At 71.4% G+C, this 25,653-nt stretch carries 28 protein-coding genes and 1 tRNA gene; 19 read left to right on the top strand and 10 right to left on the bottom strand.

Translation table 11 applies throughout. From position 1 onward, the window contains the following. Positions 1 to 5: 5 nt before the first annotated feature. The 4 genes from AC5YDA_RS10010 to AC5YDA_RS09995 all read left to right on the top strand — a co-directional run bounded on the left by AC5YDA_RS10010 (position 6) and on the right by AC5YDA_RS09995 (position 5,098). Positions 6 to 1,373: an MFS transporter gene (locus tag AC5YDA_RS10010; RefSeq protein ID WP_496189227.1), complete on the top strand. Its 1,368-nt coding sequence runs from the start codon at positions 6 to 8 to the stop codon at positions 1,371 to 1,373. An 89-nt stretch (positions 1,374 to 1,462) separates the two neighbouring features. Further along, positions 1,463 to 1,957, top strand: a complete 495-nt coding sequence (locus AC5YDA_RS10005) for a MarR family winged helix-turn-helix transcriptional regulator (protein WP_496189226.1) — start codon at positions 1,463 to 1,465, stop codon at positions 1,955 to 1,957. A gap of 40 nt (positions 1,958 to 1,997) precedes the next feature. After that, positions 1,998 to 4,142: a 4-alpha-glucanotransferase gene (malQ, locus tag AC5YDA_RS10000; protein ID WP_496189225.1), complete on the top strand. Its 2,145-nt coding sequence runs from the start codon at positions 1,998 to 2,000 to the stop codon at positions 4,140 to 4,142. After that, positions 4,142 to 5,098 (top strand): acyl-CoA thioesterase, encoded by a 957-nt coding sequence (locus AC5YDA_RS09995; protein WP_496189224.1) that lies wholly within the window; start codon positions 4,142 to 4,144, stop codon positions 5,096 to 5,098. Before malQ ends, AC5YDA_RS09995 begins: the two co-directional genes overlap by 1 nt. 7 nt (positions 5,099 to 5,105) lie before the next feature. Here the strand turns inward: AC5YDA_RS09995 and AC5YDA_RS09990 are convergent, their stop codons facing one another. Then, the gene (locus tag AC5YDA_RS09990) at positions 5,106 to 5,696 is read right to left on the bottom strand and encodes an isochorismatase family protein (protein WP_496189223.1); all 591 of its coding nucleotides are present in this window, start codon (positions 5,694 to 5,696) and stop codon (positions 5,106 to 5,108) included. Further along, a complete protein-coding gene (locus AC5YDA_RS09985; protein WP_496189222.1) occupies positions 5,696 to 7,039 on the bottom strand; it encodes a nicotinate phosphoribosyltransferase in 1,344 nt (447 codons plus the stop codon). The genes AC5YDA_RS09990 and AC5YDA_RS09985 overlap by 1 nt, the downstream gene beginning before the upstream one ends. Positions 7,040 to 7,113: 74 nt before the next feature. Here AC5YDA_RS09985 and clpS point away from each other — a divergent pair, with 74 nt between their 5' ends. From clpS to murI, 6 genes are read left to right on the top strand one after another with little or no spacing between them, the layout of a single operon-like run. Continuing rightward, positions 7,114 to 7,425, top strand: a complete 312-nt coding sequence (gene clpS, locus AC5YDA_RS09980; RefSeq protein WP_496189221.1) for an ATP-dependent Clp protease adapter ClpS — start codon at positions 7,114 to 7,116, stop codon at positions 7,423 to 7,425. Next, positions 7,422 to 7,979: a DUF2017 family protein gene (locus AC5YDA_RS09975; RefSeq protein WP_496189220.1), complete on the top strand. Its 558-nt coding sequence runs from the start codon at positions 7,422 to 7,424 to the stop codon at positions 7,977 to 7,979. Before clpS ends, AC5YDA_RS09975 begins: the two co-directional genes overlap by 4 nt. A gap of 50 nt (positions 7,980 to 8,029) precedes the next feature. After that, entirely contained in the window at positions 8,030 to 8,287 is a 258-nt protein-coding gene (locus AC5YDA_RS09970; protein WP_496189219.1) for a FeoA family protein, read from the top strand. Then, positions 8,284 to 10,278: a ferrous iron transport protein B gene (gene feoB, locus AC5YDA_RS09965; protein ID WP_496189218.1), complete on the top strand. Its 1,995-nt coding sequence runs from the start codon at positions 8,284 to 8,286 to the stop codon at positions 10,276 to 10,278. Before AC5YDA_RS09970 ends, feoB begins: the two co-directional genes overlap by 4 nt. Further along, positions 10,275 to 10,562 carry a FeoC-like transcriptional regulator gene (locus tag AC5YDA_RS09960; protein WP_496189217.1) on the top strand — a complete coding sequence of 96 codons (288 nt, stop codon included), beginning with the start codon at positions 10,275 to 10,277 and terminating at the stop codon, positions 10,560 to 10,562. The genes feoB and AC5YDA_RS09960 overlap by 4 nt, the downstream gene beginning before the upstream one ends. An 11-nt stretch (positions 10,563 to 10,573) precedes the next feature. Next, positions 10,574 to 11,383: a glutamate racemase gene (murI, locus tag AC5YDA_RS09955; RefSeq protein ID WP_496189216.1), complete on the top strand. Its 810-nt coding sequence runs from the start codon at positions 10,574 to 10,576 to the stop codon at positions 11,381 to 11,383. Here the strand turns inward: murI and AC5YDA_RS09950 are convergent. After that, a complete protein-coding gene (locus tag AC5YDA_RS09950) occupies positions 11,365 to 13,155 on the bottom strand; it encodes a SulP family inorganic anion transporter (RefSeq protein WP_496189215.1) in 1,791 nt (596 codons plus the stop codon). The two genes, murI and AC5YDA_RS09950, sit on opposite strands and share 19 nt — an antisense overlap. Positions 13,156 to 13,240: 85 nt before the next feature. On the opposite strand from AC5YDA_RS09950, the gene rph reads away from it, so the two are divergent. The 4 genes from rph to AC5YDA_RS09930 are packed head-to-tail and all read left to right on the top strand — an operon-like array spanning position 13,241 to position 15,915. Beyond that, positions 13,241 to 13,960, top strand: coding sequence for a ribonuclease PH (gene rph, locus AC5YDA_RS09945; RefSeq protein WP_496189284.1), 720 nt, complete (start codon positions 13,241 to 13,243; stop codon positions 13,958 to 13,960). Next, positions 13,960 to 14,571, top strand: coding sequence for an RdgB/HAM1 family non-canonical purine NTP pyrophosphatase (rdgB, locus tag AC5YDA_RS09940; RefSeq protein WP_496189283.1), 612 nt, complete (start codon positions 13,960 to 13,962; stop codon positions 14,569 to 14,571). The genes rph and rdgB overlap by 1 nt, the downstream gene beginning before the upstream one ends. Then, entirely contained in the window at positions 14,568 to 15,377 is an 810-nt protein-coding gene (locus AC5YDA_RS09935; RefSeq protein WP_496189214.1) for a thymidylate synthase, read from the top strand. The genes rdgB and AC5YDA_RS09935 overlap by 4 nt, the downstream gene beginning before the upstream one ends. Positions 15,378 to 15,411: 34 nt before the next feature. Next, entirely contained in the window at positions 15,412 to 15,915 is a 504-nt protein-coding gene (locus AC5YDA_RS09930; RefSeq protein WP_496189213.1) for a dihydrofolate reductase, read from the top strand. Here the strand turns inward: AC5YDA_RS09930 and AC5YDA_RS09925 are convergent. From AC5YDA_RS09925 to AC5YDA_RS09915, 3 genes are read right to left on the bottom strand one after another with little or no spacing between them, the layout of a single operon-like run. Then, positions 15,909 to 16,430 (bottom strand): mycothiol transferase, encoded by a 522-nt coding sequence (locus tag AC5YDA_RS09925; RefSeq protein ID WP_496189212.1) that lies wholly within the window; start codon positions 16,428 to 16,430, stop codon positions 15,909 to 15,911. The genes AC5YDA_RS09930 and AC5YDA_RS09925 overlap by 7 nt on opposite strands. Positions 16,431 to 16,440: 10 nt before the next feature. Then, positions 16,441 to 17,382 carry a hypothetical protein gene (locus tag AC5YDA_RS09920; protein WP_496189211.1) on the bottom strand — a complete coding sequence of 314 codons (942 nt, stop codon included), beginning with the start codon at positions 17,380 to 17,382 and terminating at the stop codon, positions 16,441 to 16,443. Further along, entirely contained in the window at positions 17,372 to 17,899 is a 528-nt protein-coding gene (locus AC5YDA_RS09915) for a KwaA family protein (protein ID WP_496189210.1), read from the bottom strand. Before AC5YDA_RS09915 ends, AC5YDA_RS09920 begins: the two co-directional genes overlap by 11 nt. Before the next feature lie 56 nt (positions 17,900 to 17,955). Between AC5YDA_RS09915 and AC5YDA_RS09910 the strand changes: the two genes are divergently transcribed. Next, positions 17,956 to 19,374 carry a DNA polymerase IV gene (locus AC5YDA_RS09910; protein ID WP_496189209.1) on the top strand — a complete coding sequence of 473 codons (1,419 nt, stop codon included), beginning with the start codon at positions 17,956 to 17,958 and terminating at the stop codon, positions 19,372 to 19,374. Next, entirely contained in the window at positions 19,374 to 20,042 is a 669-nt protein-coding gene (locus AC5YDA_RS09905) for a pentapeptide repeat-containing protein (protein ID WP_496189208.1), read from the top strand. The genes AC5YDA_RS09910 and AC5YDA_RS09905 overlap by 1 nt, the downstream gene beginning before the upstream one ends. A 108-nt stretch (positions 20,043 to 20,150) precedes the next feature. On the opposite strand, the gene AC5YDA_RS09900 is transcribed toward AC5YDA_RS09905, so the two are convergent. Next, positions 20,151 to 21,293 (bottom strand): DUF3048 domain-containing protein, encoded by a 1,143-nt coding sequence (locus AC5YDA_RS09900; protein WP_496189207.1) that lies wholly within the window; start codon positions 21,291 to 21,293, stop codon positions 20,151 to 20,153. Positions 21,294 to 21,449: 156 nt separating this feature from the next. Here AC5YDA_RS09900 and AC5YDA_RS09895 point away from each other — a divergent pair. Further along, positions 21,450 to 21,531, top strand: a tRNA-Leu gene (locus tag AC5YDA_RS09895). A gap of 39 nt (positions 21,532 to 21,570) precedes the next feature. Here the strand turns inward: AC5YDA_RS09895 and AC5YDA_RS09890 are convergent. Genes AC5YDA_RS09890 through bcp form a run of 3 tightly spaced genes read right to left on the bottom strand, consistent with a single transcriptional unit; the run spans position 21,571 to position 23,720 of the window. Beyond that, positions 21,571 to 22,569, bottom strand: a complete 999-nt coding sequence (locus AC5YDA_RS09890; protein ID WP_496189206.1) for a DNA topoisomerase IB — start codon at positions 22,567 to 22,569, stop codon at positions 21,571 to 21,573. Positions 22,570 to 22,601: 32 nt separating this feature from the next. Beyond that, a complete protein-coding gene (locus AC5YDA_RS09885) occupies positions 22,602 to 23,204 on the bottom strand; it encodes a class I SAM-dependent methyltransferase (RefSeq protein ID WP_496189205.1) in 603 nt (200 codons plus the stop codon). A gap of 39 nt (positions 23,205 to 23,243) precedes the next feature. Then, positions 23,244 to 23,720 (bottom strand): thioredoxin-dependent thiol peroxidase, encoded by a 477-nt coding sequence (gene bcp, locus AC5YDA_RS09880; RefSeq protein ID WP_496189204.1) that lies wholly within the window; start codon positions 23,718 to 23,720, stop codon positions 23,244 to 23,246. Positions 23,721 to 23,788: 68 nt separating this feature from the next. Between bcp and AC5YDA_RS09875 the strand changes: the two genes are divergently transcribed. Both AC5YDA_RS09875 and AC5YDA_RS09870 read left to right on the top strand, forming a co-directional pair. Continuing rightward, positions 23,789 to 24,079, top strand: a complete 291-nt coding sequence (locus AC5YDA_RS09875; protein ID WP_496189203.1) for a DUF3618 domain-containing protein — start codon at positions 23,789 to 23,791, stop codon at positions 24,077 to 24,079. A gap of 204 nt (positions 24,080 to 24,283) precedes the next feature. After that, positions 24,284 to 25,606: an ABC transporter substrate-binding protein gene (locus AC5YDA_RS09870; RefSeq protein WP_496189202.1), complete on the top strand. Its 1,323-nt coding sequence runs from the start codon at positions 24,284 to 24,286 to the stop codon at positions 25,604 to 25,606. The last annotated feature ends 47 nt before the right edge of the window (positions 25,607 to 25,653 follow it).

The raw sequence follows: 25,653 nt of genomic DNA, 5'->3' as shown, positions 1-25,653 counted from the left end.
TGTCCGTGTCCTCAACCACCGCTCGGCGCGGCCTCACGGTCGGCCTGCTGACGTGCGTGACAGCCGTGGCGTTCGAGGGCATGGCCGTCGTCACCGCGATGCCGGCCGCGGCGGCCGACCTGGGGGACCTCGAGCTCTACGCGTGGGCGTTCACCGCGGTGATGATCGCGCAACTCATCGCGATCGTGGTGGCGGGGCGCACCACCGACGTGATCGGGCCCGTCAGGCCCCTCCTGGTGGGGCTGGTCGTGTTCGCCCTCGGTGTCGTCGTCGCGGCGCTCGCCCCCACCATGGCGGTGCTGCTGGCCGGACGCTTCGTCCAGGGACTCGGCGGGGGAGCGGTCAACCTGGCGCTCATGGTCGTCACGGCGATCGCCTACGACCCGGTCGAACGTGCGCGGCTCATGACGTGGTACTCCGCCTGCTGGATCCTCCCCTCCTTGGTCGGGCCGGCCGTCGCCGCCTGGCTGAGCGAGACGTTCTCCTGGCACTGGGTGTTCTGGGCGGTCCTGCCCCTCGTGCTCGTGGGGGTCGTCCTCATGGCGCCCGGGTTGGCCCGCCTCGCCTCCCGCGGACGGCGGCACGCCGAGGACGCGGCCGCCCCGGTGCCCACCCATGCCGCGGTGGCCGTGGCGCTCGGCGTCGCCGCCCTCCAGGTCGCGGGCCAGAACCTCGGCCCCGCGTCGCTGGTGTGGCTGGGTGTCGGCGTCGCCCTGTGCGGGGTGTGGTTCCGGCGGCTGATGCCGGTCGGGTTCTCGCCCGCGGCGTCCGGGTTGCCGGCGGTGGTGACCACGCGCCTGCTCGTGTCGGGCACCTTCTTCGGGGCCCAGTCCTTCCTGCCCCTGATGCTGACCGGGCGAGGCGTCCCGCTGGCCGTGGCGGGTCTGGTGATCACCGTGGGGTCGATGGGCTGGGTGGGGGGCTCGTGGCTGCAGGCGCGGCCATGGTTCCGCCTGTCCCGGAACCGGATCATCGTCGCCGGTGCCGCGTGCGTCGCCGGCGGCGTCGCCCTCCTGGCGGGGAGCGGCTGGCTCGGGGGGACGGACCTGGTCCTGCCCACCCTCGCGAGCGTGCTGGCGGGAGTGGGCATGGGGCTGCAGAGTTCCTCCACGTCGCTGGCGACCATGCAGCTGTCCGCCGAGGCCGAGCTCGGCCGCAACACCGGTTCGCTCCAGGTGGGGGAGACGGCCGGCAACGCGCTCCTCGCCGGTGCCGCCGGCACGATCTTCGCCGCGCTCAGCCCGGTGGCCCCGGACGTGGTGACCTTCGGCTGGCTGATGACGGCCCTGGTGGTGACGGCCGTCGGTGGCGTGCTCGCCGCTGGCCGGATCGGCCACGTCGAGAACCACCTGCTGGCTGTCGCCGATTCGTGATGCAACCGCCCTACGTCCCCGGCCTCTCGGTCGCTAGAATCTCACCACGATCAATCTTGACGTGAAGATTCTTTCTGGAGGAGGTGTTGATGGACGAAGTGGACCGAATCCTCAAGGCTTGGGCGCGCGAGACCCCCGACCTCGACGTGGGTCCGTTGCGCGTGCTGTCGCGGGTGAGCCGTCTGGCCCGTTACCTCGACCTCGCACGTCGTGAGGCGTTCGCCCAGCACAACCTCGACACCTGGGAGTTCGACGTGCTGGCCGCGCTGCGCCGCGAGGGGTCGCCCTACGAGCTGTCCCCGGGCCAGCTGATCCAGCAGACCCTCTCGACGTCCGGCACGATGACCAACCGCATCGACCGCCTGGCCGAGCGTGGCCTGGTCGAGCGACTGCCGGATCCCCGTGACCGTCGCGGCGTCCGGGTGCGCCTCCTGCCCGAGGGGCGTGCGATCGTGGGGAAGGCCCTGGCCGACCTCGTCAAGCGCGAGGAGCAGATCCTCGCCGGCCTGTCGCCGCAGCAGCGCGAGGACATCGCCAACCTGCTGCGACGGTTGGTGGAGCCGTTCGAGTCGAACGAGGGCTGATCTTTCGCTCGTGTCCGCACCCTGCAATAGGGTGCTGCCCATGCCCTTGACCAACCGCGTCCTCGCGGACCTCGCCGCCACGTTTGGCATCTCCACCGAGTTCTGGGACTGGAAGGGTCGCCTCAGTGAGGTGTCCGACGCGACGGTGGTCGGCATCCTGGCCGGGATGGGGGTGGACGCGTCCACTGAGGAGTCGGCGCACCGCGCGTTGACGGAGCACGGGCTGCGGTCGTGGCGTCGGGCGGTGCCGCCCTGCACGGTGATGCGGGCGGGCACGGAGACCACGGTGCTCGTCCACGTCCCCGCGGGAGCACCGGCCGCCGTGCACATCCGCCTCGAGGAGGGCGGGCGCCGGGAGGCGGGGCAGGTCGAGAACCTCGAACCCGACCGCGACGTGGACGGCACGTGGACGGGCGAGGCGACCTTCGTCGTGCCGGGTGACCTGCCGCTGGGCTACCACCGGCTCGTGCTGGAGACCTCGTCCGGCACCTTCGAGGGAGCCCTCGTCGTCACGCCGGACTTCCTGGACTTCCCCGAGGCCATGGGCGGCCGTCGGGTCTGGGGGTACGCCACCCAGCTGTACAGCGTGCGCTCCGCGGATTCGTGGGGGATGGGCGACCTCGCCGACCTGGCCGACCTCGCGACCTGGTCGGGGACGCAGCACTTCGCCGACTACCTGCTCGTCAACCCCCTGCACGCCGCCCAGCCGGAGCCGCCGCTGGAGCCCTCGCCCTACCTGCCCAGCTCGCGCCGTTACATCAACCCGCTCTACATCCGCCCGGAACTGGTCCCCGAGTACGCCCGCCTGAACGAGAACAAGCGTGAGCGCGTGGCCAAGCTCAAGGCCGACCTCCACAAGTCCCTGGCCGGAACGGACCGCATCGACCGCAACGCCGTGTGGCCCACCAAGCTGGGCGCCCTGCGCATCATCTACGACGAGGGCCTCTCCGAGGTTCGGGTGATGGCCAAGGAGAACTTCGTCCGCGGCGAGGGGCGCATGCTGACCCAGTTCGCGACGTGGTGCGTGCTCGTGAGCCGGTTCGGCATGAACTGGCGTGACTGGCCCACCGAGTACCGTCGGCCCAGTTCGCCCGAGGTGGCCGCGTTCGCCGCGCAGCACGCGCGCGAGGTCGACTTCTTCGTCTGGCTGCAGTGGGTCGCCGACGACCAGCTCCGCGAGGCGCAGTCCGCCGCCAAGGCGGCGGGCATGCGGGTGGGTGTCATGAACGACCTCGCCGTCGGCGTCAGCAGGACCAGCGCCGAGGCCTGGGTGCTGGGTGACGCCTTCGCCCAGGGCATCGGGGTGGGTGCCCCGCCGGACCACTACAACCAGCTCGGACAGGACTGGGGGCAGGCGCCCTGGCGCCCGGACCGGCTCGAGGAACTCGGCTACGCCCCCTTCCGCGCCATGGTGGCGGGCAATCTGCGCCACTCCGGTGGCCTGCGCGTCGACCACATCATGGGCCTGTTCCGCCTGTGGTGGATCCCCGAGGGCATGCGCCCGGGCGAGGGCGCCTACGTCCGCTACGACCACGAGGCCATGGTGGGCATCCTCCTCCTCGAGGCGCACCGGGCCGGCGCGCTCGTCATCGGTGAGGATCTCGGCACCGTCGAGCCCTGGGTGCGTGACCACCTGCGCGACCGCGGCATCCTCGGCACGTCCGTGGCCTGGTTCGAGATGCAGGGCGACGGCAACCCCCTGCCGCCGGAGGCCTACCGCGAGTACTGCATGGCGTCGGTCACCACCCACGACATGCCCCCGACCGCGGGTTACCTGGCCCTGGACCACATCCGGCTCCAACACGCCCTCGGCATCCTCACCGAGCCACTGGAGGACGAACTGGCGCTCGCCGAGCGCACCTTCGCATCCTGGCAGCGTGCCCTCACCGAGCGCGGCCTCCTGGCCGAGGGGGAGTCCGACGTCGCCGAGAAGGTGCTCGCCATGCACCGCTGGATCGTGGCGTCCCCCGCCCGCGTCCTCTGCGCCGCCCTCACCGATGCCGTGGGTGACCGCAGGACTCAGAACCAGCCGGGCACCGTCGACGAGTACCCCAACTGGCGGGTGCCGCTGTCGGGGCCGGACGGTGAACCCCTGAGCCTCGAGGAGGTCTTCAGATCCGAGCGGGCTGCGCGCCTCGCGGCCGTGATGAACGATTTCTCCGTCCACGCGATCGGACGACGCTGATGGCCGGCCAGAAGACCGTGACGCTGCGGTTCCTCGCGGCGCCGATGGACGCCAACGTCCGCGGCTACGTGGGCGGCGGCAAGATCCTGGAGTGGATCGACAAGGCCGGTTACGCCGCGGCGGCGGCCTGGTCGGGTCACTACTCCGTGACCGCCTACGTGGGCAACATCCACCTGTACAGGGTGGTCAACGTGGGGGACATGGTCGAGGTCGAGGCACGGGTGGTCTACACCGGCCGCACGTCGTTGCACGTGGTGTGCACGGTCACCAGCCACAACCCGCGCGACGACCTCCCCGTCACCAACACGCAGTGCCTGCTGGTGTTCGTCGCGATGGACGCCGACGGCAGGCCCACCCCCGTTCCGCCGTTCACGCCGCAGGACGCGTGGGAGCGCGAGGAGAACGAGCGCGCCCAGGTGCTGTCGGCGGTACGCCGCGAGGTGGAGGAGGCGATGGCGCTCCAGGAGTACACCGACGCCACCGAGACCTGCCGGGAGACGCTCCGCTTCCTGGCCGCGCCGACGGACGTCAACTGGGGCGGCAAGGTGCACGGCGGCTACGTCATGCACTGGATCATGACGGCGGGCAAGCTCGTCGCCGAGCGCTGGTTCCACGGCCACGCGCGAGCCAGCTATGCCGGCGGGTTCCGGTTCTACCGGCCCATGTTCATCGGCGACATCGTCGAGGTGGACGCGCGCCTGATCTACACCGACGGTGCCGAGATGCACGTGTCCGTCTACGTCCGCTCGGGCGACCCGCGCGGTACCCAGCTGCACACGACGACGCACTGCACGATCGTCTACACGGCGCTGGACGAGGACGACGACGAGGTGCCGGTGCGCCCCTGGGTGCCGCGCCTCCCGGAGGACCGCGCGCTGGAACGCCACGCCCTGGACCTCATCGAGATCCGGTCGAAGCTCGGGCGGCCGGTGCCGCACGAGCCCCACGACGACTGAGGAGGGCTCAGGCGTCCGTCGTGCCACTCACCCAGATGCCGACGTCCTCCCACGAGTCGGTGAGGTCGGGGATGGACGCCGGGGTGACCGCGGCCGTCAGGTCGACCAGCACGGTGGTGGAGAAGCCGGCGACCTTGGCGTCCCGCGCGGTGGCGTTCACGCAGTGGTCGGTGGCGATGCCGCAGACGTCCACCTCGGTGACACCGCGGTCGTGCAGGAAGTTCGCCAGGTCGACGCCCTGGGTGTGGTCGCGCCCCTCGAAGCCGGAGTAGGCCGCGGTGTACTCGCCCTTGTCGAAGACCCCGTCGAAGGTGGGGGATCCGAGGTTGGGGTGGAAGTCGGCGCCCGGCGTCCCGGCGACGCAGTGCGGCGGCCAGGAGGCGACGAAGTCGGGGGTGTCGGAGAAGTGGGCGCCGGGGTCGATGTGGTGGTCGCGGGTCGCGACGACGACGTCGTAGCCATGGTCCCCCGAGAGCACCTCGGCGATGGCCGTCGCCACACCGGCCCCGCCCGCCACGGCGAGGGAACCCCCCTCGCAGAAGTCGTTCTGGACGTCGACGACGATGAGGGCCCGAGTGGTCGGGCGTGGCGTGGCCATCATTCCTCCGGTGCGTAGGGGTTGAACGTCTGGCCACCCTCGGCGTCCAGCATGATCGTGACGATGGCAGGGTAGCCGCGGCTCATCTTGAACGCGGCGCTGGGCAGTTCGCCACGCGCCCGCAGGTGGCGCTCGCGGGCCGCCGACAGCGGCTCACGCCCGACGACCTCGCCGTCGCGCACGAGTTCGACCAGCAGCGGCCGGTCGTTGGTGTCGCTCTGCGGCGGTGCGCCGACCCCGATGACCTCCGCCTCGGCGATGCCGTGGTCGTCCAGCCGGCGCAGGGCGAACTTGCGACCGCCGACCGACCCCTTGTTCACCGACTTCTTGGCGACGGGCAACACCTCGGCGTCGGGGTCCTGGGAGTCGGCGCGGGCCACGAGCTTGTAGACGAAGCCCGAGGTCGGTGCGCCCGAGCCGGTGACCAGGTTGGTGCCCACGCCGTAGCCGTTGACCGGTGCCGAGCGCAGGGCCGCGATCTGGAACTCGTCCAGGTCGGAGGTCACGATGATGCGGGTGTTGACCGCCCCCAGCGAGTCCAGGAGCCTGCGGACGTCGACGGCCTGGGTGAGCAGGTCGCCCGAGTCGAGGCGGACGGCCCCGAGGCGTCCGTTCGTCAGCTCCACGCCCTTGGTGACGGCCTGGGCCACGTCGAAGGTGTCGACCAGCAGGGTGGTCTTGCTGCCCAGCGCGGCGAGTTGGGCGCGGAAGGCGTCCTCCTCACTGTCGTGCAGGAGGGTGAAGCTGTGCGCGGCCGTCCCGGCGGTGGGGACGCCGAAGGTTCGGCCGGCCTCGAGGTTGGAGGTGGACGCGAAGCCGGCGATGTAGGCGGAGCGGGCCGCCACGACCGCGGACCACTCGTTGGCGCGGCGTGACCCCATCTCGATGCACGGCCGGTCGCCGGCCATCGCCGTCATGCGGGAGGCGGCGGAGGCCACGGCGGAGTCGTAGTTGTAGATGCTGAGCAGGAGGGTCTCGAGGATGACCGCCTCGGCGAAGGTGCCCTCGACGACCATGATCGGGGAGCCCGGGAAGTAGATCTCGCCGTCGGGGTAGCCCCAGGCGCTGCCGCGGAACCGGTACTCCGAGAGCCAGTGGGCCAGCGCGTCGTCGACGATGTCCTTCTCGCGCAGGAAGGTCACGGTCTCGTCGTCGAAGCGGAACTTCTCGATCGCGTCCAGCGCGCGGCCGGTTCCCGCCACGACACCGTAGCGGCGACCCTCGGGGAGGCGGCGCGGGAAGAGCTCGAACACCGATCGGCGGAAGGCCGTGCCCGACCCCATGGCGGCCTTCACCATCGTCAGCTCGTAGTGGTCGGTCAGCAGGGCTGTCGTCTCCAGCATGGGGTCAGCGTAGCGACCGTCGGGCCACCGCCACGGCGGGGCCGCCGTCCGGACCGCGTGACACAATGGACGCCATGTCCTCGCCCGTCACCCCGATCAGGCCGGCGTCCGGTACCGCCGTGGCCGAGCGTCCGGCCCAGGACGCCCTCGCGCTGCCCCCTTGGGTCACCCTCGTGTGGGACGACCCGGTGAATCTGATGAGCTACGTCACCCACGTGTTCGTGACCCACTTCAAGTTCGACAAGGCCAAGGCCACCCGCCTGATGATGCAGGTGCACACCGAGGGCAAGGCCGTCGTCGCGTCCGGCTCCCGTGAGGAGATGGAGCAACACGTCAACGCCCTGCACGGCTACGGCCTGTGGGCCACGCTGGAGCTCGACCGGTGATCCCCTTCGTGCGCGAGGGGAACGCGCTCGTCGCGGACCTGGACGACTTCGAGGTGGCCCTGGTGGTCTCCCTGGTGTCCCAGGTCGTGGAGCTCATCGGGGGTGACGCGGCGACGGAGGCCGCATCCGACCCCTTCGCCCAGTGGACGCGCGAGATGTCCGGAGCCGCGGGGCTGGATCGCTCCGACCCCGTCGTGGCCCGACTCTTCCCCGACGCGTACTCCGACGAACGGGCCGCCGCCGAGCACCGGCGCTTCTCCGAGGACGCGCAGCAGCGCGCCCGGGTGGCCGACTCCCGGGTCGTCCTGGCGGCCCTCGCCGCCACCCGTGAGGGTACCGAGCCGCTCGTGGTGCCGGACGCCGAGGTGGGGGCGTGGTTGAAGACGCTCAACGGTGTCCGCCTCAGCCTGGCCGTGCGGCTGGGGATCGAATCCGAGGCCGACCACCATGCACTGGACCGGCTCCCGGCCCGGGATCCACGCACGCAGCTCGTGGCCCTGTACGACTGGCTCGGCATCGTCCTGGAGAGTCTCGTCGACGCCGTGTCGGACTGACGGAGGCTACTACTGGACGTCGTACAGAAGGTGAGGCTACCCTCACTTCCGTGACCTCATGCACGCTGGCGCCACTCGCGCCGACCACGCTGGATCGGGCGCCGCTCGGCGCCGCCCTGGTGCTGACCGGTACCCACCCGGACGACGACATCGCCCGACGCCTCGCCTCGCTCGGCCTGCGCCGCGGGGTCCGTGTCAGCGCGGTGCAGAGGTTGGCCGGTGGCGGACGGATCGTGTCGGTCAGCGGTGGCCGCGTGGCCGTGGACGCCGGCGTCCTGGCTCACCTCACGGCCGAGGAGGTCGCGTGACGACCACCGTCCGCGCCGCGTGCCACGGCCCGGTGGGGGAGTCCGCCCCGGCCGGGGCGCCGATCATCGCGCTGGCCGGTGCGCCGAACGTCGGCAAGTCCACGCTCTTCAACGCCCTCACCGGGTTGCGTGCCACCACCGGCAACTGGCCCGGCACGACCGTCGACGTCGGGCGCGGCGTCTGGCGCTTCAAGGCGACCGACAAGGTGTGCGCCTGCACGTCCTGCCCGGACGACTGCGCCGCGGACCGCGTGAGCGAGTTCACGCTCATCGACCTGCCCGGCGCCTATGGCCTCGACCCACTCAGCCCCGACGAGGCGCTCACCCGGACGTTGCTGGTGGAGGCGCCGGTCGGCGAGCGTCCCGACGCCGTGGTCGTGGTCGTCGATGCGGCCCACCTGACCCGGTCGCTGTTCCTGGTGGCCCAACTCCGTGAGACCACCCACCGCGTCGTCGTCGCGCTCACCATGAACGACATGGCGCGCAAGGCCGGTGTCGAACTCGACCCGGACGCGTTGGCCGGCGACATCGGCTGCCCCGTCGTCGTGGTCGATCCGCGACGGCGCCAGGGGCTGACCGACCTGACGCGGTCCGTGCGGGGGGTGCTCGCGCGGCCGGCGCCGAAGGCCCGCCCCGTCCCCGCGGTCGCGGACGACCTCGCCCGGGACGACGAGCGCTTCGCGTGGGTCCGGGCGGCGACCGCCGCCGGGACCGTGGCGTCCGGCGCCGACCGGGTCAGCACGTCGGACCGCATCGACCGGGTGGCGACCCACCCGGTCGCCGGCCCGGCGCTGTTCCTCGCCGTGATGTGGGTGGTGTTCCAGATCACCACGTCGGTGGCCGCGCCCCTGCAGGGGGCCCTGGACGCTTTCTTCGCGGGCCCGGTCTCGGACGCCGCCCGCGGCCTGCTGGCCGGGATCGCCCTGGGTGGCAGCTGGGTCGAGGGCCTGCTCGTCGAGGGGATCATCGCCGGAGTGGGCATGCTGTTGACGTTCGTGCCGCTGATGGCGCTCATGTTCGTCCTGCTCGCGCTGCTGGAGGATTCCGGCTACATGGCCCGCGCGGCCGTCGTCACCGACCGGCTCATGCGGCGCCTCGGGCTGCCGGGGAAGGCCTTCCTGCCGCTGGTGGTCGGCTTCGGGTGCAACGTCCCCGCGATCGCGGCGACGAGGATCCTCGGCCAGGCGCGCCAGCGGATCCTGGTTGCGCTGCTGGTGCCGTTCACCTCCTGCAGCGCGCGGCTGACCGTCTACGTGATGCTCGGCACCATGTTCTTCGGTTCCGCGGCGGGCACGGTCGTGTTCGTGATGTACCTGGCCTCCATCGTCGCCGTCATCGGCGTGGGCCTGGTGCTGCGCAGGACGCTGTGGCGGACCATGGGCTCCGAACCGCTCGTCCTCGACCTGCCGCCCTACCAGGTTCCCACGGTCCGGCTGACGGCCTCCGTCGCGTGGACCCGGCTCCAGGGGTTCCTCCGCACGGCGTCCGGCATCATCGTCGTGACCGTGTGCCTGGTCTGGCTGCTGCAGTCGCTGCCGGCCAAGGCGGGGTACGGCTTCGGCGAGGCGCCGGTGCAGGAGTCGGCCTACGGTGTCGCCGCCCAGACCATCGCCCCGGTGTTCGCCCCGGCCGGCTTCGGCCAGTGGCAGACGGCCTCCGCGCTCGTGGTCGGCTTCGTGGCCAAGGAGGCCGTCATCAGTTCGTGGGCCCAGACCTACGCGGTCGAGGAGCCGGCCGAGGGTGCGGCCGACCTCGGTGACTTCGGGAGCCAGGTCCGTGCGGCGTTCGAGGAGTCCTCGGGCGGGCACACCCTGCCGGCGGTGTGGGCCTTCCTGTGGTTCCTGATGGCGTACACCCCCTGCGTGGCCACGCTCGCCGCGCAGCGGCGCGAGGTCGGCCGGGGGTGGACCGCCTTCGGTGTCGCCATGGGCCTGACCGTGGCCTGGCTGGGCGCGGTGCTCATCTTCCAGGTCGGAAGCCTGTTCTGGTGAGCGGGCCGTTGTCCGCGGTGCTCGCGGCGTTGGCCGACGGCACGCCGTCGCTCGCCGAGGTGGGACGACGCACGGGGCTGCCCGCCGAGGCCGTCCGGGCCTCGGTGGATCACCTCATCCGCCTGGGGCGCCTCGAGGCCAAGGAATGGGCGATGGGCTGCCCGGTGTCCGGGTGCGGATCGTGCGCGTCGGCCACCGCCGAGGGGACGCCCGGGTGCGGCGCCGAGGCGCCTGCCGCCGGACGCCGTGGGCCGGTTCTCGTGGCGCTGTCGCTGCGCCGGTAGGCTGCCCGGTTGTGGGGAACCAGGACGCACCGATCGGCATCTTCGACTCCGGCTTCGGGGGGTTGACGGTCGCCCGCGCGGTCTGGGACCAACTCCCGAACGAGGACATCGTCTATCTCGGCGACACCGCCCGGGCCCCCTACGGCCCCAAGAGCATCCCCGAGGTGCGCGAGTACGCGATCGAGTGCCTCGACCACCTCTACGGCATGGGCGTCAAGGCGTTGGTGATCGCCTGCAACTCGGCCTCCTCGGCGGTGCTGCGTGACGCCCGCGAACGGTACGACGTGCCCGTGGTCGACGTGATCCTGCCGGCCGCGCGGCGAGCGGTCCGGGCCACCCGCAACGGCCGCGTGGGCGTCATCTGCACGGTGGCGACCGCGAACGCGCTGAGCTATGACGACGCGCTCACGGCAGTGCCGGACGTCGAACTGCACACGGCGCCCTGCCCCCTGTTCGTCGACTACGTCGAGCGCGGGATCACCGGCGGCATGGAGCTGCTCGACCTCACCCGCCAGTACCTGGCGCCGCTGCAGATCGCGGGCGTCGACACCCTGATCCTCGGGTGCACGCACTACCCCCTGCTGGCGGGCGTGATCTCCTACGTCCTGGGCGACGGCGTGACGCTGGTCTCCAGCGCCGACGAGTGCGCCCGGGAGACCTACCAGACCCTCACCGACCTCGACCTCGTGCACGCCGAACCCCGGGAGGCCTCGCGGCGGTTCCTCACCACCGGCAGCCCGGAGAGGTTCGAGGGCATCGGACGCCGCCTGATGAACGGGTTCGTCGACCGGGTGGAGCAGGTCTACACGATCGGCGGCTGAGACCCGGCCGGCTTCTTCGGGTGGATGAGCGGCCCGGGGTCGCCCAGCCCCGGCTCCGCGATCGCGATGGCGCGTGCGAGCGCCTCGGACAGCTGCCACACGTGCTGGTCCTCCGCGACCGCGCCCGTGACCAGGGTCGTCCGGATCTGGGCTTTCGTCATGCCCTGCACGATCACCGGGATGTGGCGGCGCCTCAGGACGCGCATGATGTCCTTGATCGCCTCCGCGCCCGAGGCGTCCAGCACGCTCATGCGGTGGAAGCGGAGGATGACGGCGGCCACGTCCTCGACGGAGGTCACCTCGTCACTGAAGCGGTGGGCGTTGCCGTAGAACAGGGCGCCGTCGACGCGGAAGATCGCGATGCGGTCGCGCAGGGATTCCTGGTCGGGCTTGAGGTCGATGATGCCCTCGCGGGTGTCCGCCGGCAGGTGCTGGCGCCGGACGACGGTGTAGTTCGCCATGTGGCGCAGGCTCATGAACGCGGCCATGGCCACGCCGAGCAGCACGGCGGCGACCAGGTCGAGCGCCACGGTCGCGATGAAGGTGATGAAGAAGGTGTGGCGGTCCGCACGCGTGGTCCGCCAGATCGTGGTGACGGTGCGCCAGCTCACCATGTTGGCGGCGACCATCACCAGCACGCCCCCGAGGGCCGCCATCGGGATGCGCGCCACGAGGGGGCCGAGCGCCAGCATGATCAGGAGCAGCACGGCCGCATGGGAGACGGACGCCAACCGGGTCCGGGCGCCGGTGCGTACGTTGACCGCCGTGCGGGCGATCGCGCCGGTGGCCGGCAGGCCGCCGAACAGGCCACTGGCCATGTTGGCCAGGCCTTGGCCCATCAGCTCCCGGTTGGGGTTGGTGCGGGTGAGGTCGGGCACCATGCCGTCCGCCACGCGCGCGCTGAGCAGGGACTCCAGGGCGGCGAGGGCCGCGATGGCGAACGCCGGGGCGAGGAGTGCCTGCAGGGTTTCGAGGTCGGTCAGCGGCAGGGAGGGGGCCGGCAGCATCGAGGGCAGGACGCCGATGCGGGCCACGTCGAAGCCGGTCAGTTCCACGGCCAGGGTCGCGATCGCGATCGCGATGAGGGCCATCGGCAGGTGCGGCGCCAGCCTGCGTCCGATGAGGTGGATCACCACCACCAGGGCGGCCACGACGAGTGGTCGCCAAGCGGTGGACCAGTCGGTGGCCGCGCCCGTGAGCCACGCGGCCACCGCCGAGGACTCGGCGTTGGCGGCCGGGGTGCCCAGCAGCAGGGGTACCTGCTGGAGCATGATGATCACGCCGATGCCCATCGTGAATCCCTCGATCACGGAGTGGGGCAGCAGGTCGACCGACCCGCCCATGCCCGTGATGGCCATGATGACGACGATCACGCCCGCCATCAGCGCCAGGGTGGGGATCACGGACAGGCCGTAGAGGTGGATGACCGGGAGGAGCACCACGGTCATCGCACCCGTCGGGCCGGAGACCTGCAGATGGCTGCCGCCGAAGACCGCCGCCACGAAACCGGCGACGATCGCGGTGGCCAGGCCGGCTGCGGCACCCGCGCCGGACGCCACGCCGAATCCGAGCGCCAAGGGGAGGGCGACGACGCCGACGGTGATGCCGGCCAGCATGTCCTTGCGCCACGAGCGGGGGAGGTCCGCGTAGTCCGATGGTCGGGGCCACAGCCCCTTGAGGTCGACCAGTTTCTCCCCGGCCGATTCCAGGGCGTCCTGGATGTTCTCACGCGCAGTCGCCTGCGGCGGTTGGATGCGGTAGTCCTTGTCCACGTGCTCACTCCTGTCAGGGGCAGGATAGGCCCGAGGAAGGGGGGGTGGGCGCCCCCGTTCACGCAACAAGTAGGGTTGGCCCGTGATGGAACGCTTCGATGGCCGTGCCCCCGATCAACTCCGTGCTGTGCGCTTCACGCGCAAGTGGCTGGACCACGCCGAAGGCTCGGTGCTGGTCGAGTTCGGCCGCACCCGCGTGCTGGTGGCCGCGTCGGTGACCGAGGGCGTGCCCCGCTGGATGAAGGGTCAGGGGCGCGGATGGGTGACCGCCGAGTACGAGATGCTGCCGCGTTCCACGCACACCCGGTCCGACCGTGAATCCCGCAAGGGCAGGGTGGGGGGCCGCACCCACGAGATCTCCCGCCTGATCGGGCGCGCCCTGCGCGCCGTCATCGACTACGAGGCGCTCGGCGAGAACACGATCGTCATCGACTGTGACGTGCTGCAGGCGGACGGGGGGACGCGCACGGCGTCCATCACCGGGGCCTACGTCGCGCTGGCGGACGCCGTGGCCCACCTGCGCGCCAAGGGCGCGCTGAAGGGTGAGCCGCTGAAGGGCTCGGTCGCCGCCATCTCGGTCGGGGTGGTCGACGGGCTGCCGGTGCTCGACCTGCCGTACGAGGAGGACAGCACCGCCGAGGTCGACATGAACATCGTGATGACCGGCGACGGCCGTCTCATCGAGGTGCAGGGCACCGCCGAGGGAGAACCGTTCGACCGTGCCGTGCTCGACCAGTTGCTCGACCTGGGTGCCCTCGGGTGCGCCGAACTGACCCGCCTGCAGGCCGAGGCACTGGCCCGGTGATCGACCGCGTGGTGCTGGCCACCCACAACCCCAAGAAGCTCGTGGAGCTCCGGCGCATCGCGGGCGCGGAGGGCACGGGTCTGGAGGTCCTGGGCCTGGACGACGTCGGTTCGTACCCCGAGCCCGACGAGACCGAGCCCACCTTCGAGGGGAACGCCCTGATCAAGGCCCGGGCGGCGGCGTCCGCCACGGGGCTGCCCGCGTTGGCCGACGACTCCGGCCTGGAGGTCGACATCCTCAACAGGATGCCGGGCGTCCGCACCGCGCGCTGGGCCGGGGCCAAGGCGTCCGATGAGGCCAACCGCCGACTCGTCCTGGCCCAGATCGACGATGTGCCGGACGCCCAGCGCACCGCCCGCTTCGTCTGTGCGGTCGCGCTGGTGCTGCCGGACGGCACCGAGCACGTGCTGCGGGAGACGCTGGAGGGCCGCCTGGCCCGGGCCGAGGTCGGCGAGAACGGGTTCGGCTACGACCCCATCTTCATCGCTGCCGGCAACACCGTCACCAATGCCCAGCTCACGCCCGGGCAGAAGGATGCGATCAGCCACCGCGGCAAGGCGGTACGGGCGATGGTCGGCCACATCGCCCGCCTGAACGAGGGGGAGGCATGACCAACCACGCCGACGAGCAGTACCTCGCGCTGCTGCAGCGCATCCTGGACACCGGTGCGCACAAGTCCGACCGGACGGGCACCGGGACGCTGAGCGTCTTCGGCCACCAGATGCGGTTCGACCTCGCCGAGGGCTTCCCGCTGCTGACCACGAAGAAGCTGCACACCCGATCGATCTTCGGTGAATTGCTGTGGTTCCTGCGCGGGGACACCAACATCCGATGGCTGCACGCGAACGGCATCACCATCTGGGACGAGTGGGCCGACGAGAACGGCGACCTCGGCCCGGTGTACGGCGCCCAGTGGCGTTCCTGGCCCGCACCGGACGGTCGGCACATCGACCAGCTGGCCCAGGTCATCCAGCAGATCAAGGAGAAGCCCGACTCGCGTCGGCACGTCGTGGTGGCGTGGAACCCGGCCGAGGTCGACGCGATGGCCCTGCCACCGTGCCACATGATGTTCCAGTTCTACGTCGCCGACGGCAAGCTGTCGTGCCAGATGTACCAGCGCAGTGCCGACACGTTCCTCGGCGTGCCGTTCAACATCGCCAGCTACGCGCTGCTGACCCACATGGTGGCCCAGGTGACCGGGCTGGAGCCCGGCGAGTTCGTCCACACGTTCGGCGACGCGCACCTGTACAGCAACCACCTCGAACAGGCGCGTCTGCAGCTGTCCCGGGAGCCGCGGTCGCTGCCCACGCTGCGCCTCAACCCGGACGTCACCGAGATCGACCGGTTCGAGCTCGCGGACATCACGCTCGAGGGCTATGAGCCGCACCCGGCGATCAAGGCGCCGATCGCCGTGTGAGTGGGCCGGTGGTTCCGCTGGGTAGGATCCGCGCATGCCCGTGATCGCCATCGCCATCGTCGCCGCCAACGGAGTCCTCGGCGACGGCGAGAAGCAGCCCTTCGAGTTCGCCGAGGACTGGGCCCGCTACAAGCGCGTCACGTCCGGCCACCCCATGATCATGGGTCGGGCCACGCACGACGCCATCGGCCGCTGGTTGCCCGGGCGCACGACGATCGTCGTGACCCGTTCGCCCGAGGCCGTGGAACTGCCCGGGGATGGCCGGGCCGAGGGCCGCACCGCGACGTCGGTGGCCGAGGCGATCGACCTGGCCCGCTCGCTCGACGACACCGTCTACGTCGCCGGTGGCGGGCAGGTGTACGCCCAGGCCTGGGATGAGCTCGACGAGCTCGACCTCACCGAGGTCCACGCGGACGCCGAGGGCTCGGTGCTCTTCCCCGACATCGACCCGGACGTCTGGGAGGAGTACCGCCGCGACCCCCGCGGTGCGTTCGACTTCGTCGGCTACCGTCGCCGGAAGGCCGGCGCGGATCAGTAGCCGATCGACCAGCCCTCGAGGAGGCCACGGACGTAGGCCGCCTGGCCCATGTGCGCGACGGCGTCGTCGATCGTGCTGACCAACCGGACGCCGCGGGTCACCGGGGGAGTCCACGCGGTGTCGACGACGTCGGCCAGGTCGGCCTCGGAGAGGCCGCGCAGGTAGTCCTCGACCGAGGCGATCACCGCCGCGACATAGCCGAGAAGCTCGTCGGCGCCCCGCACCCGGAGGGCCGACACCTCGGTGGGCCCGTCCCCGAACCCGAAGTCGCCGGCCCCGCGGGGCACGCCCGTCCGCGCCGACCAACCACCGGACACCCACACCTCCTCGCCGCCGCGCAGGGCGCTGACCTGCACGTCCTGCTGGCGGGTGGCGTGCCAGACCAGCCAGGCGATCGAGTTCGCCCGCCCGCCCGGCATGGTGTGCAGCATCTCCTCGGTGATGCCGTCGAGCACTTGGTCGGCCGCGTGCAGGGGACGCCGGGCGGCGTCGATGAGCAGTGCGGTGGGGTCCATGATCTCCTCCTCAGACGGGCTGCTTGGAGCCCGCCTCGTAGTTGCGTCCGGTCAGGAAACTGTGCAGGTAGTCGTCGGCGAGCAGCTTGGGGATCTGGTGCCGGTGCTGGGGGGAGGAGTCGAAGACGAGGGTCTTCTGGCCGTCGACCTCCGTCACGGGGATGTGGTAGTCGGCGTGCTGCTCCGCGAACGACACCAGGGACTCGGTCGTCAGGTGGGCGGCGTACTCGGCGTCCGCCGCCACGATGCGGGCCACGGCGGTCATCTTCGCGCGGAGGGTGGGATCGTCCTCCACCGCCCTGGCCAACTCCTCGTGCCCCTCGATGCGGACGCGCTGGGTGACGGTGGCGAACGTCGTGCGGGCCAGCGACCGCGCCTTGGCGTCGGCCTGCAACTTCGTCTGGATCAGGGAGACGGCGGTGAAGAAGGCATACCCCCCGCACGTGTAGGCGTCGAAGCGGGGCTCGTAGAACAGCACCTCACCCCCGACCGCGGCGTAGTGACCGTCGCGGGGAACCAGCGTGACCTGCTTGCGGCGGACCGCGATGCCCGCCCCCTTCATGCGGTAGGCGACGATGGCGCCCTCGTCCCGGCCGATCGTGTGGGCCATGGCGACCACGCCGGTGTCATCGCCGCCGACGTCGGTGGGCACGTCGGTGCCGCGGATGGTCGCGTCCACCTCGGCGAACTCGGGCATGTCCGCCAGTGGCTCGACGAGCACCTGGGCGGCGCTCGTCCGGTAGCTGGGGTCGTACGCCAGGAACTCGCGCCCGGTCAGGCCGTGCGCCGCCGTCAGCACGTCGTCGGTGACCCGGTCGGCGAAGTCCGCGTCGAGGGTGAACCGCAGGACGGCGGCCTCCGACAGCGAGGCCCCGCGCAGGACATGGTTGGTGAGGATCCGTTCGGGCTCGACGAGAGCGGCCTCGAGGACGGCTCGGGCTTCAGTGTGCACGCCGACTCCTGAGCTGGATGGCCACGTCATCGGTCAGGAAGTGGCACTCGAGGTGTGCATCCTGACCGACGTGGCCGGCGGGGGTGAGCAGGTGGACCACGGTGTTGTTGGTCGCGGTGACCTCGTACAGGCGGAAGCGGAGCGCGAGCACGGGGTTGAGGTGGAACAGGCCGGCTCGGACGTAGATCAGGGACAGGAGGGTGAGCAGGACGCCGGTGGCCCCGAGGGCCGGACCCGGCGCCGCCACCAGGACGGCGACGACGATGGGCGCCAGGTAGGAACCGGTGAACCCGACGACGCGCTCGTCGGCGCGCCGCACCTGCTTGGCGGTGAGAGGTTCCCGCTGCCGGCGCCCGAGCGCGGCGAGGACGGCCACCAGGAGCAGCACCGCCAGCACACAGGCGGCGACGATCACCCACGTCCACCACCCCAGGTCGGTCAGGCGCGCGATCGCGACGGCGGCCACCACCGGGGCGAAGGCCGAGAGCAGCAGCCCGAGTCGCACGATCACTCCCATGCCCGGGAGTCTAGGGACCCGGTCCGACAGTGCGGTGACAGGCCTACGCTGGGTGGGTGCGCTCGGCGGCCTCCATCCTGCACCTCGACCTGGACGCGTTCTTCGCGGCGGTCGAGCAGCGCGACAAGCCGTCGCTGCGGGGCAAACCCGTCGTCGTGGGCGGGATCGGACCCCGCGGCGTGGTGGCGACGGCCTCCTACGAGGCGCGCGTGTTCGGCGTCCACTCGGCGATGCCGACGCACGAGGCGCGGCGGTTGTGCCCGCACGCGGCCTTCCTGACCGGGCGGTTCGGTGCGTACCGGGAGAGCTCCGCGATCGTGATGGAGCTCCTGCACGACCTGTCGCCGCTCGTGGAGCCGCTGAGCCTGGACGAGGCCTTCGTCGACCTGGCGGCGGGCTCGGCGACCGACTTCTCGGTCGAGGGCGTCCGCGCCGTCGCGGAGGGGCTGCGCGCCCGCGTCCGTGAGAGGACCGGGGGCCTGACGGCGTCGGTCGGCGTCGGGTCGAGCAAGTTCATCGCCAAGGTGGCCAGCGAGCTGGCCAAGCCCGACGGCGTCCGGGTGGTGGCCCCGGGCACGGAGGCCGAGACCATCGCGGACCTGCCGGCCCGTGCGATCCCCGGGGTGGGGCCCGCGACCATGGAGCGGCTCGCCCGTCTGGGGGTCAGGACCGTCGCCGACATCCGTGGGTTGAGCCATGGCGAGGTCGTCCGCGAGCTCGGCAGGGCGACGGGGGAGTGGGTCCATGCGCTCGCGTTCGCCCGGGACGACCGCCCGGTCGTGGCCGAGCGGGAGGCGAAGTCCATCTCGGTCGAGGACACCTTCGAGGCCGACATCAGCGATCGGGCCGAGCTCGACGCGATCATCGAGCGCGACTCCCGGATCGTCGCCGAGCGGCTCACCCGCAGCGGGTTCTTCGCCCGCACCGTCACCCTCAAGGCCAAGCGGCCCGACTTCACGACCCTGTCCCGGTCGCTGACGCTGAACGGGGCCACCGACCGGCCCGACGCGATCAGCCGTATCGCGCGCGGACTCCTCGACGGCGTCCCGATCGAGACGGGCTTCCGGTTGCTGGGGGTGGGTGTCGCCAACTTCACCGAGGCCGCCCAGGAAGCGCTCTTCGAGCCGAACGCCCACGGCGCCGTCGTCCAAGCGGTGACGGGGGCGGAGGTTCCCCGGTCCGCCCACCCCACGCCGATCGGGGACGCCGATCCCTCGATCCGGCCGCGCTGGCGCCCGGGCTTCCTGCCCGGCGCGGACGTGGTGCACGACGAGTACGGTGCCGGATGGGTGTGGGGTTCCGGACTGGGACGGGTGACGGTCCGGTTCGAGACGGCTGGGACGGGCCCGGGTCCCGTGCGCACCTTCCGCGAGGACGACCCAGCGCTGCACCTGGCCGACCGGCGCTCGCCGGCGGCCGAGGCGGCCCCGAGCGGACCGGGCTGGGCCCGGTCCATGACCGACGAGGAGACCTGATGCGTCGCCGCCGGGCACCCAGCACACCCCGTGTCGCGCCCGTGGAGCTCGCGGGCCTCGTTGAGGCCGCCGCCGATGACCTCGGAGCGGGGGTGCTGCTCGAGGGGGTGCGGCTGGCGGCCGTCGAACTGCCGCCGGTGAACCTGGCCGGCGCCGAGCTGACGGAGGTCCTGTTCGAGGGGGTCGGCGCTGACGACGTCGACCTCACGGGCGCGCGGCTGCGCGAGGTGTCGTTCGCGGGAGTGCGGTTCACCTCGTTGCGGGCGGTGCGCGGCGACTGGCAGGACTCCCAGCTCTCGGGACGCCTCGGTGTCGTGGACGGTCACGGTGCCCGGTGGCGCTCGGTGATGCTCACCGGGTGCAAGGTGGACCTGCTCTCCCTGCGGGGTGCCGAGGTGGAGGACCTGCTCCTCCGTGACTGCCGGGTGGACGAACTCGACCTGTCCGGGGCGCGGGTGAACCGCGTGCGACTGGAGTCCACGCGCGTCGGGACCCTCGAGGCCGCCGAGCTGCGCAGCGACCACCTCGACCTGCGCGGGGCCGAGATCGAGCGGTTCGTGAACCTGGCGTCCCTGCGTGGGGCCCTGGTCACGCCCGACCAGGTCGTCTCCTGGGCGCCGCTGCTCGCCGACGCGCTGGGCCTGCGCGTGGTGGCGGCAACCGTGTGACGTGTCGTCCTCGGTGCTCTCATGGCCGGCCATGGCGCACAGACGTTGCCTTCCCTCGACGGCCCACAGGCCCATGCCGAAGCTGACCGAGCTGCGGCTGGCGCAGGCCTAGCCGACGCGGACGTCCGCGTCGAGGGCGGGTAGCTCGATGAAGGTGCGCCCCGGTGCCATCGCGAGCGGGCGCCCGTCGTCGAGGGTGAACGTGAACGGTGCCTCGACCCCGCCCTTGGACCACGTTCCGCGCACGTGGGTGCCGGCGTGCGCGTACAGGAAGGTGCCCGCGCTGTCGATGATGTCGTGGATCGGGTCGGGTGCCCCCGCACCGTCCGCCAGCTTGGCCACGCGCTGCCCGGCCCTGACCACGAGGACGTTGTCGGTCGTGACCCGTCGGCCGTCGGCCAGGATGTGGGGTCCCCACGGTTCGCTGCGCGCGTAGACGCCGGCGCCGGCGTCCCAGTCGTAGCCCATGACGTACGAACTACCGGACTTCCACGGGACACGGATGCTCGCGGCCGGTGCCGCCCCCACCGTGGAGATGTCGGCGTCCGTGACGGCGAACGGCAGGTAGGGCTGGGGTGGCCCCGCGGTGAACGGCGCGCGTGCGAGCCGCGCGAGCACGGCGGGGTGGCAGACGATCGCCCGGTCGTAGTAGGTCTTGCCGTTGATCGTTCGCACGCGGCCGCGGTCGACCGAGTAGGCGCCGTCGCCGCGGGCGCGCAGGTTGGTCAGGGACACGTCGACGCGGTCGGCGAACCGGCGCGCGTAGTTGCCGACCCAATCGGAGTGGCCGGTGCTTCCGATCACGGCACGCATCGGCGCGAGCAGGGGGACATCCACCGGGCGCACCGACCGGACGGGTGCCACCCGGGCGGGGAATGTCGTGTGGAACACCGGCGCCAGCCTCGTCGCGCTCTCGCCGCGCGCGTCGTTGTACCCCTCGAGTTGGACGAACACGATGTCGGCCTCGTTGAGGCCCGCTTGCGGGTGCTCGGTGCGGTTGTCCGGCACCTTGACCGCCACTGCGGCGTGCGCCGCGGCAGCCGGGTCATCGAGTGGACGCCCGGTCAGCGGCCAGCGCGGGCCGGGCGTCGGAACCGGGCTGGGGGTGGGCGTCGGGGTCGGGGTCGGGCTCTCGGACGGGGTGGGCGTGGGGGTCGCGGTCGGCGAGGGCGTCGGTGCCGGCCCGGGGGTGCATCCCGCCAGTGAGGCCCCGATCGCCCCGAAGAGGAGTAGTGCAGTCCTGCGTTCCACGGTGGCGTCCCTGCTGGCGTGTCGGTGATGGTGTCCCTGGATTCTCCACCAGGTCAGGACGCTCCGCGCCGATGTGGGGAGTCCGCGCGTGTCGTGGCACCCCCCACGTGAGCCGTGACGGCGGCCGTCCTCAGGGGACCCTAGACTGGCCTCCACGCCGGGGTGGTGGAATGGGCAGACACGCTGGTTTTAGGTACCAGTACCGCGAGGTGTGAGGGTTCGAGTCCCTTCCCCGGCACCGTGGGTGGACGACTCGTGACACCCTCCCCGGCGGGGATCAGCTCAGCAGTTCCAGGACCGCCTGCTCGAGGCCGGTCTGGCGTGCGGCGGCACTGCGGTACTTCTTCGTGGCCGCCCCCAAGATGGTGGAGCCGGATTCGTAGGCGTCCACCACGCGAGGGTCGACGTAGGAGGACCTCGCGACGGCGGGGGTGTTGCCCAGGTAGCCCGCCACCTCGAGGATCGCGGCCTTCACCGCTCGCCGGCGGGACGCCTTGGTCTCGCCCCCCTCCTCGGTCATCGCGAGCGATTCGGCTGCGATCACGGTCGCGTGCCAGGTGCGGAAGTCCTTGGCGGTGAGCGCCCCACCGAAGAGGTCTGCCAGGTAGGCGTTGACGTCGGCGGCGGAGAGGTCGCGCCACGTGCGTCCGTCCCGCCATGCCAAGAGGCGCGCGCTGTCGCCGGAGCGCCCGCGCATGACATCCAGGGCGGCGACGGCGGCGGGGTCCTCGACGGAGATCGAGTGCGAGATGCCCGACTTGCCCACGAACGAGAAGATCAGTGCGGTCCCGTGCCGACGCACGTGGTGCCGTTCGAGCGTCGTCAGCCCGAAGGACCCGTTCGCATCGGTGTAGGCGTCGTTGCCGATCCGGAAGTACCCCACATCCAGCAGGCGCACCGCAGTGGCGCACGCGCGCTCCCGCGGCATCCCCTCCGCCGCCAGGTCGGCTGTGATGCGCCGCCGAGCCTGCGGGAGCATCGCCGCCGCCTCCCTCACCCGGTCGAACTTCGAGCGGTCACGCTTCGTCCGCCAATCGGGGTGGTACAGGTACTGGCGACGGCCGGCGGCATCCGTGCCGGTCGCCTGGAGGTGGCCGTTCGCCACGGGGCAGATCCAGACGTCCGTCCAGGCCGGGGGGATCGCGAGCGACCTGACGCGCTCGACCTCATCGGGGGGCAGCGCCGCGCCGGAGGCATCGGTGTAGCTGAACCCCTTCCCGCGCCGACGGCGGGTGTGGCCGGGCATGCGGGGGCTGACGCGTCGGAGTCGAGCCATGGCGCGATGCTAGCGAGCCATGGATGGGCCTGTCAGCGGGGGCGTTCGGCGTGCACCCGCTCGATCGCGCCGAAGTGCAGGCGGTCGGACGCCACGGGCGCCAGCCCGGCTCGGGCCAGGTGCAGGGACGGACGCCGCGTCCAGTACTCACCGTGCTTCCCCGTGATGGACTCCAGACCGCGTTGGGCCCACCGCACCGGGGGCGCGGTCGACACCACGTGGTCGACCAGCAGCAGGGAGCCCCCGGGCTTGAGCACCCGGGCCATCTCGGCGAGGGAGGCGTCCACCGAGGGGACGCTGCACAGGACCAAGGTGCACACCACCGTGTCGAAGGACGCGGACGCGAAGGGGAGCGCCTCTGCGTTTCCCTCTCGCAGCGCGACCCGGACGCCCAGGTCGCGGGCCCGCTGCCGGGCCTGCTCGAGCATCGCGGGGGAGAGGTCGACGCCGGTCAGGTCCAGGCCGAGGGGATAGTGGCGCAGGTTCGCCCCCGTCCCGATGCCCACCTCCAGCGTCCGTCCGGACGCCCGCGTGCAGGCCCATGCGCGGCTCGCGGCGAGGAAGGGCCGCTCCAGCGGAGCGGTCGCCCAGTCATACCGGCCCGCGACGCGGTCCCAGGAGTCAGCTGTCGGCATGGACCGATCGTGCCACCGGGACCCAAGGCCCCGACGGCATCAGATGCCGAGGTCGCGGCGCAGCTTGGCGACGTGACCGGTCGCCTTGACGTTGTACTGGGCGACGGAGATGGTGCCCTGACCCCCCGCGTCCACGTCGACGACGAAGGTCGAGCGGATCACACCCTCGATCTCCTTGCCGTAGAGCATCTTCTTCCCGAAGGCGCCGTAGGCGTTCATCACCGTGCGGTCCTCGTCCGCGATCAGGGTGACGTCGAGGTCCTCCTTGGTCTTGAACGCCGCCAGTTTGGCGGGGGTGTCGGGCGAGATGCCCACCACATCGAAGCCGGCAGACCCGATCGCGGGGGCCTGGGCGGTGAAGTCGACCGCCTGGGTGGTGCACCCCGGAGTCATGGCTGCCGGGTAGAAGTAGACGATCACGCGGCGTCCGGCGTAGTCGGAGAGGGAGACCGTCTTGCCGTCGGCGTCGGGGAGGGAGAAGCTCGGGGCTGCGTCGCCCACCTTCAGTTTGGCCATGCCGCCAGCCTAGCCAATGGCATAGTGTGGGCAAGGCACCGACCGTGACGCTTGAGAGAGGACCGAACGTGGCACAGGGAACCCGTTCCAAGGAGCAGATCCAGGCCGACATCGCAGCGGCACGCGAACGGCTCGCCAGCAACGTGGAGGGGCTGATCACCCAGGCCCACCCGAAGGCGGTCGGCGCCCGCACGGTGCAGGACGCCAAGGCGTTCGCCGCGGGCGAGTTCGAGGCCGCCAAGGCCCAGTTCGTCCACGTCGACGGCTCGCCCAGGGTCGACCGCATCGCCGCCCTGGCCGTGGCGGCCGTCGGCGCTGTCGCCCTCCTGCTGGTGTTGCGAGGGCTCGGCCGCCGCTGAGGGTCGCATTTTGGGGGAGTCCCCGCCCCTCGGTCAAGACCGTTTGACAGGCTGTTTCGGGTCGTCGGTAGTTTTTGTCGTCACAAAGTCAAGCATTGGTAACGATGGGCGCCTGCCCTCTTCCGGCGTGGTCGCAACGGGCATAGCTTGTCCTCAACAGCGATGCGTGAGCGCATCGCGACACCCACACAGGAGTGAGGTTCGATGACCAGCAAGACCATCAAACGGGCGCTCGTGGCGACGTTGTCCGCCGCAGCCGTGCTCGCGACCGCCGCGTGCTCCTCAGCCCCCAGCGCCCCCGGCACCGCAGCGCCGGGCGGTTCCCAGCAGCCCGCGGGCTCCGCGGGGGGCTGGGACGAGAAGGGCCCCATCACCTATGCGCAGGGCAAGGACACGTCCGGCAACCTCAAGTCCGAGATCGACGAGTGGAACGCGGCCAACCCCAACGAGAAGGTCACGTTCGTCGAGTTGAGTGACTCCGCCGACCAGCAGCGCGACGCGATGATCCAGCGCGCCCGTGCGAGCTCCGGTGAGTTCACCGTGATGAGCGTCGACGTCGTCTGGACCGCCGAGTTCGCAGCCAACGGCTGGCTCGAAGAGCTCCCCGCCGACAAGGCACCCCTCGAGGGCCACCTCAAGGGTTCCGTCGACTCGGTCACGTACTTCAACAAGGTCTACGCCTACCCGTCGACCTCCGATGGCGGCATGCTCTACTACCGCAAGGACCTCCTCGACGCCAAGGGCCTGCAGGCCCCGAAGACGTGGGACGAGATGAAGGCCGCGTGTGACGCGATCCTGCCCGAGCGCTCCGGCATGTCCTGCTACGCCGGCCAGCACCAGAAGTACGAGGGCCTGACCTGCAACATCGCCGAGGCGGTCAACTCCGCGGGCGGCGAGTTCCTCACCGCCGACGGCAAGCCCGCCGTCGACTCCGAGGCGGCCATCGCGGGCGTCCAGTGGATGGTGGACGGCTTCAAGTCCGGCATGATCCCGGCCGAGGCCATCACCTGGAAGGAAGAGGAGTCCCGCCAGGCGTTCCAGGAGGAGAAGATCCTCTTCCTGCGCAACTGGCCGTACGTGTGGAACCTCGCCCAGAAGACCGACGGTTCGTCGAAGGTCGCCGGCAAGTTCGCCGTCGCCCCGCTCCCGGGCAAGGACGGCCCCGGCGTGTCCACCCTCGGTGGCCACAACATGGGCATCTCCAAGTTCGCCAAGAACAAGGGCACCGCGCTGGCGTTCATGAAGTGGATGAACTCGGAGGAGAACCAGAAGCGCCGCCTCGAGAAGGCCTCGCTGGCCCCGTCGCTGCAGTCGCTCTACGATGACGCCTCGCTCCAGGAGCAGTTCCCCTACCTGAGCACGCTGGGAGACTCGATCGCCGGAGCCAAGTCGCGCCCGAAGGCCGTCAAGTACGGCGATGTGACGCTGGCCATCCAGGACGCCACCTATTCGGCCCTGCAGGGTCAGAAGGACGCCAAGTCGGCCTTCACCGAGTTGCAGACCAAGCTCACCGAGCTGACCAAGTAGGTAGGCCCATCACGCGAGTCGGCCCGGTGCGGAAGCGCACCGGGCCG

This window comes from Propioniciclava sp. LT294, assembly GCF_059516005.1.
Note: the sequence above shows the minus strand (reverse complement) of the source record. Positions and strands in the feature narration are given on the sequence as shown.